Origin of the sequence: Providencia sp. PROV208, from assembly GCF_028479465.1 — a bacterium.
Classification (GTDB): domain Bacteria; phylum Pseudomonadota; class Gammaproteobacteria; order Enterobacterales; family Enterobacteriaceae; genus Providencia; species Providencia alcalifaciens.
Genome location: NZ_JAMPNS010000036.1, coordinates 1 through 7,252, shown reverse-complemented (window position 1 = coordinate 7,252; position 7,252 = coordinate 1). Strand labels below are relative to the sequence as shown.

Sequence of the window (7,252 nt, the reverse complement as noted above, 5' to 3'; positions counted from 1 at the left end):
ACATGGCGTAAATCAAAATTCACCTGACATTGCTGCGCGGCCGCGTCCCCCCACTTCACCAACAATTCCCCCGTTTCAGGTAACCCTGTGAGGTACACTTGCCCTCCATCCCCCACAATGCTGCTCATGTTGTCAGCACTGTTATCGGTTATTAAGGTCGCTATCGCCCCGAATGGCACAGACTTGGCACCGTGCTTTAAGGTCATTAACACTTGGTAGCCGATACGGGTACGGAAACTGGCTTTCACTACCGCACCTTTGGTTGGGTAAACGTTGGTATTGGATTGCGGCAAATCGACATTTTCAGGCAGCGTACTGGGGTCTAAACCAATGCTGTTTTTGTTATAGTCGGAGAGGTAAGGCGCCACGGCATAGCCTCGCCAATCGGTCACGGCGGTACCGCCATTGACGCTGACACCCTCGGAGCCCGGTGCACTAATGAGGGCAACGGAATCGCCCATCGAACGGCTTAAGGTTAGCCCTTCAGAATGTAACAATGCGCCACCACTGGCGTTCATATTGATGGATTGAGCATTATTACTGTAGCTATAGCCCCCACTGAGACTGCCTTTATCGCCTTGGTAGCCCGCATTCAGGTTGGTGTTGGCGATTTGCCCTTTATTTCCCCAACTTTGTGATGCGCCATAAGACAGTTTGCCATCCATTAGGCTGCCACTGAGACCGCTGTTATTTTGTGTGCGCCCGTTTTGGTCATGGCTCAGGGAGTAGGTGGCATAAATCGACTGCACATCGCGGTCTTGAGTAAACAGGCTAAACGGTACGCTTAAGTTAAAGGACAGCTGGCGGTTTTCTGGCCAATTATTGCGGCTGTCTTTCACACGGTCGATGTTGTAGTTCACCCCGTAGCTGACGCCTTTAAAACTGTTGCTGTAGCCCACGGATAAGCCCGTTAAGGTTCGGCTACTTCCCCAGTAATCATCGCGGTTAGCGCGAAAATGCAGTGAACCGTATTGTTGCATTTGCTGGCTCAATTGGGTTTGGAAGCTACTGCGGCGACGCTGTAATGTCCACGGGCTAAGACCGTCCTCAAGGCGATAACCTTGGCTGTTAAATTCACTGAAATTGTAGAAATGCTCGGTGGAGTAACGTAATGCGGTTAAATCCACCGAGGTGCCTGTGGCCATTAAGCTTTTTGAATAACGAATACGGTAGGATTGCCCGGTTTTGCGTTCACTGGTACTGGCAACTTGATTGGAATAGCTAAATTTAGCCGATGAGTGCGTCACGTCCGTGGAAACGGCACCGAAATCCCCTAAAGAGACCCCCGTTCCCACACTCAGTGATTGGTAATCCTTCGCCAGCAAGGCGCCGCCGTACACGGTGACATCATTGTGCAAACCATACACGGCGGTACCGAGAATAAAGTCAGAGCGGCGTGAACGGGTGGTTAAGCTGCCATTGTAACGACCTGACGCGACTTCATACTTCCAGCCACCAGGGCGCAGCATCACCGGTAAAGACGAGTAGGGCACCACAAATTGACGCTGAGCGCCGTCGGCTTCTGTCACGGTGACGTCATAGTCCCCCGATAACCCCGCTTGCTGGATATCATTAATATAAAAGGGACCCGGTGCCACATAAGCTTCATACACGATGTTGCCATTTTGGCGAATTGTGACGCGGGCGTTGCTGTTGGCAACGCCACTGATCGCCGGCGCATAGCCACGTAATTGGCTCGGTAACATCTGCTCGTTGGAGGTCAGCTGCACGCCCTTAAAGGGCACGCCATCAAACACATCACTGCCGGTACTGCTTTCCCCCACTAACAATGTCGAGCGCAAAGCCCGAATATCCCGTGATAGCGTGGTATTGGAAAAATAGGTTTGCGTATTCGTCGTGGCGGATGAGTTATTTCCCCCACTGTATTCGAAACGGGAATGGGTGAGGTTACTGCGCAGGCGCCACGGTCCCGCATTGGCGCCTAATCGCGCGGATGCAAAGACGTTGGTATTTTGGTTTTTTTTACCATCATAGCGGCTCGTCGTGCGACCGGCGCTGACGTTATAGTTCGCCATCAGGGCGGGAATACCATCATCCCATAATGACGGATCCGCATTGCGGCTGATGAGAGACTGCATCGCGACTTGTGGCACGCTGATAGTTAATCGTAAGCGTGATAAATCTAATCGGGTGGTCGCTTGGGGGATCAGTGCGCCTAAATCGGAAATCAACTCGCCTTTCGGTAAGTCTTTGAGTACCGGAATGTGTGGCACATTGACCCCGAACGTGTCGAGCTGTTCAGGGGTGAGTTCAGGCGCAATGTCACCTTGAGCATTTTTGATAAAATTGAGGGTGAATTGCCCCACGTCCTGTTGGTTCACAAAAACGGACACGGTGTATTCCCCTTCGGCAACGCCACCGGCTTGTGAAAAGGCGGATAAATCCACGTCGGTATTTTCACCGACCACCCCTAAAAAACTGGGGTCAAAGTAATCGTCGGCCTGTGTTGGCGCCACCGCCAATAGCAATACGCACGCCAGCGGGTGATAACGGAAAAAAGGAGTTTTTGGCGGATGCTCAGCAATTTTATGGGCTTTTTTCATGGTCTTCCTTTATCTTGCGAATGCAAGAATCCCCCCGTTGCTGTGTGCATCGGGTGAATATGTTTATCTGTTGGTTGCAGTTACATGGCTGAGAGTTGGCGTGTTCTCATGGTGTCATTTCCGCCTTCGTCATCGATGAATCGCCAATGGATATCATTTGCCGTATGGCTGGCATCAAGGGGCCATTGCCTTTCACTAAAGGGGGCAACCATGCGTGACGGACTTAAATCCAGATCGTTTTTCCCCACCGACAGGGATGCCAACGTGACATAAAACGGTGTGGGGTTTTTCAGCGTGAGCGTGTTTTTTGTGCGCTGAAATTGCAGTTGTTCAGCGATATGGTCGAAATTGTGTTCGGGTAATCCCGCGGGGCGGTAAAACAGTTTCAGGTTATTTTGTACCGCCAGCACCATGTGTGCGCCTTCCGCGGCTGCTTTTGACTGCGCGGGGATCGCGGTCAGTGACAACTGCGCAATCGACTCTTTATCTTGCGTGAGTAAATGATGCTTTTGAAGAATACGTAATGTGAGCGTTTCACCGGGTTCAAAGCGCTGTAACGGCGGTAAGGCAATAAAGGCGGTCAGATTGTCATCGGCGGCTTCGGTATTCTCGCGCTCAGTTTGACTTGATGCATTCCCTTCCCACGGTAATAGGCGCGCCTGCAATAAATACGGTATCGTCGTATTATTGGTGATAGTGTACGTCACCCCATTTTTCGCATCCTGGGGGTAAATCACACGGGTGGAATGCAGAGTGAGTCCATTGATTTGGTCTTGGATGTTATTTGCCCAGACAGGCGGGACAAAAAGCGTCGCCAATAAGGCAACCCCACTCATCAGGCGATACAACACCGACTTTTTAATCATTGATAAATTAAGGTTGTTCATCGCGGATCGCTCCTGATTGAATTCTCCCCTGATACGCGGTGCTCATGTCTCCGTAGTCGGTGATCACTCGCCATTCCACGTGTGTGCCATGCGCTGTCATGGGATACGTTTGGGTGGAAAAGGGCGCAATCATCGGACCCCGTTCGCGGACATCGACAGGGTGCTGATCCACACTCAATTGCGCTAATGTGATGTAATAAGGCGTTGGGTTACTCACGGTAATTTGTTGATTTTGATAATGAAATGTCAGCTTGCTTGAGGCAGTCTCGATATTCATCGGTAACCCTTTCGGGCGGTAAAACAGCTTGATGACGTTGCGGATCCCCACCGAAACTTGCGCACTGGTCATGTCGCCTTCCGGCGCATTGACTTTTGTGGTGGCTGGGATCGCTAATAAACTTAAATAAAACACCGATTCTCTGTCGACGGGGAGCTCTGCCGTGCCATTACGCACAATGAGTAGCGTGTTTTGGCTCTCTTTTTCTAAGCGAAACATTGGCGGCGTGGCAATGAACGGCGGTGCGGGTTGGTGTGCATTGCCCTCGGGTGTATTGATGACATCGGCTTTGATTAAGTAAACCTGTGGGCTGCTGTTCTTGATGGCCAGTTTTGCATTGGGGTTCGCTGCATCGAACACGACGCGAGTTTGTGCCAAGCGCAGACCGCCTTCTGTGGCGAAGGAGAGCGACGAAAAACAGCTGCATATCAATACAAGAATCAGCGCGCGATAGTCAGAGAGACGAGTCGAAAACATACGGATTACCCACTTAATCATATAAGAAACTAAAGGTGACGGTGGCAATGAGCTCACCATTTTGTAAATTGTCACTGGCCGTGCAGGCGCCGCAGGAGAGGTAGGCTTTAAATTCCAGAGGTCCATTTAACGATGCGGCATTATCGCTGCCAGCAGCAGGCCAGCTTTTGACGCTGATTTCATTGTTAATGGCGGCATTCGTATTAGCATTAAAATTCGTATTACCGGTGGTCGACATTCGCACGCCGTAGCCTTTTGTGGTGCTGGTTGCATCGGCAAAGAGTTTTACACCATCGCTGGTAGTTATGGTATTACCAGTCACGGTGATCTTGGGCGTCATAAAGTAGCCTTGACAATTTGCCAGAGTGACATTGAACTGGCGGAAACGTGCATCACCACGAATTGTGTCATCCGGAATGGAGTCACCGTTGTTATAAGGCAGTTGCGCCGGCGCGTTAATTTCACAGCTACCGCCATAAAAAAAGGCTGAAAATAAGACGGTGGTTGAGGCACTTCCTGCCTGTAATTCTCCGATGGGGAAGAGCAATCCTATCATCACGCTAAAGAAAGAAAGTGTGTGTCTCATTGTTATTAACAGCCTTAGAAATCAGTTATAGAAAAAATTAAACGTCACTGAGGCGGTTAACTCGCCACCTTGTAAGTTATTGGCGGTACAGGTCCCACAACTGACCGTTGCCTTCAGAGGGAGGGTTCCATCCAATGTGTTAGCAAAGGTTTTATTCCATTCTTTGGTGGCGAGTGCCGTGATTTTTTTATCCGTTGCGAGGTTGTCACTTTGGTTGAAATTACTGTTACCGTCTGTGGACAATAAAATGCCATAGCCTGTGCTGGTGCTGCCCGTACCGACAAACAGATCTTTTCCGGAGGCATTGTTGGTATCCCCTTCAACGGTTATCGAAGGGGTTAACCCATAACCTTTACAGCCAAGAATGGTGAGATCAAAGGTTTCACTGATATCACTGGTCGTGGTGATATCTTCCGCAGGGATCAGATCCCCGTTATGAATCGCCACGGTAGGGGGGGCTGTAATTTGGCAGCCACCGCCAACAATGCTGGCATTGAAGGTGGTTTTTGCGGATGTTGCCGCCATCGCAGATTGCCCCATCCCGACCGCATAGAGCACGGTGGGGATCAGTAGGGAATAAAGTGACTTGTGAGCCTGTGTCATCATCGGATCCTGCTTTTATCTTTTATTGAAAAATAAGGTTAAAGGTTAAAGAGGCTGAAAACTCACCGGGGGTTGCCTCCCCATCAATGGGGCCCACTAACCCCACCAAAAACGTTTCTTCGGTTTGGTGAGCGTTATCTTGAGTCAGCGGCGTTAAGGCAATTTGTTCACCCCGTTTAAACGCTTTGCTTGGGTCGTAAAAATCACTCAAAGAGAGTGGTGTGCCATCGCTAAGGCGTAACATAAACCCCGTGCTGTTTGGGGTGCCATCTAAGAAAATGGTGCTTTCGTTATAAGGGGTGTTGCCTTGTAACGTAATTTTCGGGGTGAGATTACCGGTTTTATCCACACAGATAAATTGCGCTTTTAAGGGCTTAATTTCATGAGTGGTAATGGCACCGGTGAAATCGGATGTCCGCTTAGGTGTAAACTGCAATGCGTTTGGGATGCGGATCTCACACCCCACATCATCCGTAATAACAGCTCGGATTTCGGTTTTTTCTGCCTGCGCGATTTGCCATCCGTTCAAGAACAGGGCAAAAAAAATCGGCCATGATTTAGTGAATTTGCGCATGAAATTCGTCCTTTCCGCCATAGTCATTAATGGCCTTCCATTCCACCGTGCCTTGTCGTTGCACATGGGAATAGGTAACACTGCCAAAAGGGGCAATCATGTTATTGCCCGCGGTCGCACTCAGAGGCACCGATTTATTGGCAATTTTTAAGGTGTCTAAGGTGATGTAGTAGGGGGAAGGATTGGTCACTTTAACCCCATTATTCACACTCGAAAATGTCAGCGATTTCATCGCTTGTGGCTGGGTCATTCCCAAATTATCAGGGCGATAGAACAGCTTAATCACGTTACCCGTGGAGACTTGCACCGCACCATCAATATTATTTTGGGGGGTATTTAGCCCTTTTTCGCTGGTCGGCATGGCAACGGTACGAAAATAGAAGACCGACTCTTTATTTTGCGGCAGCGCCCCATTTTTCTTCATGATGCGCACCTGATTGGTTGAGCCTGGCTCTAACCGGAATAACGACGGCGTCACCACAAACGGGGTTTCTCCATTGTCCCCATAGGGAGTTTGCAAGATTTGTGCTTTGATTAAATACGGGGTCGCTGATTGACTTGAACTCGTGATGCCAACACTCTTCCCTGTTGTGTTATCACTGGCAGAAAAAATAATGCGAGTCGCATCAATCGCCACCCCGGCTAACGATGAAGCAGATAGCAATAGCAAGCCACTGCAGATCCCTTGCATAAATCGGTTATGTCGCATGTGTCTATCCTCATCTCATTCGTTAGGAAAAGGGAGGTAAGACGGTGAGGCTGTCTTACCTAAGTTGATACAGTTAACTCAATCGAATTAGTCAACGATATAGGCAACTAAGATCGGTGCGCTGTAAGAGCCAGCAGCAGGTGCATCTGTCGCTGTTGCCATACCGACTTTGAAGGTGTATTGCGCAGCGGTTTCATCTGCACCAATGGCAACTTTTGTGCCACTACCGTTGGTGATGCGCTTGTTGTCTTTATCTTCAATCATAAAGCCCACAGTTTGTGAATCTGTCGCAACAAAGAGGTCTTGTTGGTTGTTACCCACAGACGTAATACCTTGAATGATTAAGTTACCTTCTTCACCCTTAGCACAGCCGACTAAAGTCACGGGCATATCAACGGTTGTAGAGGACATTGCGTTGACTGCTGAGAAGTCAGAGTCAGCTTCGCCAACCGATGTTTTTAAAACACCAACGTTTAATACCGATTTACCGCCATTAATGGTGACGTCACAGGTTGTGTTAGTCAGAATGCCTTGCAGAGTCACTTCTGCAGAAGGGGCAGCCAGTGCATTTAAAC

Annotated in this window: 8 protein-coding genes; all 8 read right to left on the bottom strand. The window is 49.4% G+C overall.

Annotated elements, in window-relative coordinates; all coding sequences use genetic code 11:
• A partial coding sequence (locus tag PR766_RS18310; protein WP_154635955.1) for a fimbria/pilus outer membrane usher protein occupies positions 1-2,564 on the bottom strand: 2,564 nt, incomplete at its 3' end.
• 80 nt (positions 2,565-2,644) lie between these two features.
• The gene (locus PR766_RS18305; RefSeq protein WP_006663571.1) at positions 2,645-3,451 is read right to left on the bottom strand and encodes a fimbrial biogenesis chaperone; all 807 of its coding nucleotides are present in this window, start codon (positions 3,449-3,451) and stop codon (positions 2,645-2,647) included.
• A complete protein-coding gene (locus tag PR766_RS18300; RefSeq protein WP_272518492.1) occupies positions 3,438-4,253 on the bottom strand; it encodes a fimbrial biogenesis chaperone in 816 nt (271 codons plus the stop codon). The genes PR766_RS18305 and PR766_RS18300 overlap by 14 nt, the downstream gene beginning before the upstream one ends.
• Entirely contained in the window at positions 4,219-4,791 is a 573-nt protein-coding gene (locus tag PR766_RS18295; RefSeq protein WP_006663573.1) for a fimbrial protein, read from the bottom strand. The genes PR766_RS18300 and PR766_RS18295 overlap by 35 nt, the downstream gene beginning before the upstream one ends.
• A gap of 21 nt (positions 4,792-4,812) precedes the next feature.
• Positions 4,813-5,397: a fimbrial protein gene (locus PR766_RS18290; protein ID WP_228075718.1), complete on the bottom strand. Its 585-nt coding sequence runs from the start codon at positions 5,395-5,397 to the stop codon at positions 4,813-4,815.
• 19 nt (positions 5,398-5,416) lie between these two features.
• Positions 5,417-5,968: a fimbrial protein gene (locus tag PR766_RS18285; RefSeq protein WP_006657007.1), complete on the bottom strand. Its 552-nt coding sequence runs from the start codon at positions 5,966-5,968 to the stop codon at positions 5,417-5,419.
• The gene (locus tag PR766_RS18280) at positions 5,952-6,677 is read right to left on the bottom strand and encodes a fimbrial biogenesis chaperone (protein ID WP_154635957.1); all 726 of its coding nucleotides are present in this window, start codon (positions 6,675-6,677) and stop codon (positions 5,952-5,954) included. The genes PR766_RS18285 and PR766_RS18280 overlap by 17 nt, the downstream gene beginning before the upstream one ends.
• 87 nt (positions 6,678-6,764) lie before the next feature.
• On the bottom strand, positions 6,765-7,252 hold a 488-nt coding region (locus tag PR766_RS18275), incomplete at its 5' end, for a fimbrial protein (protein WP_272518491.1).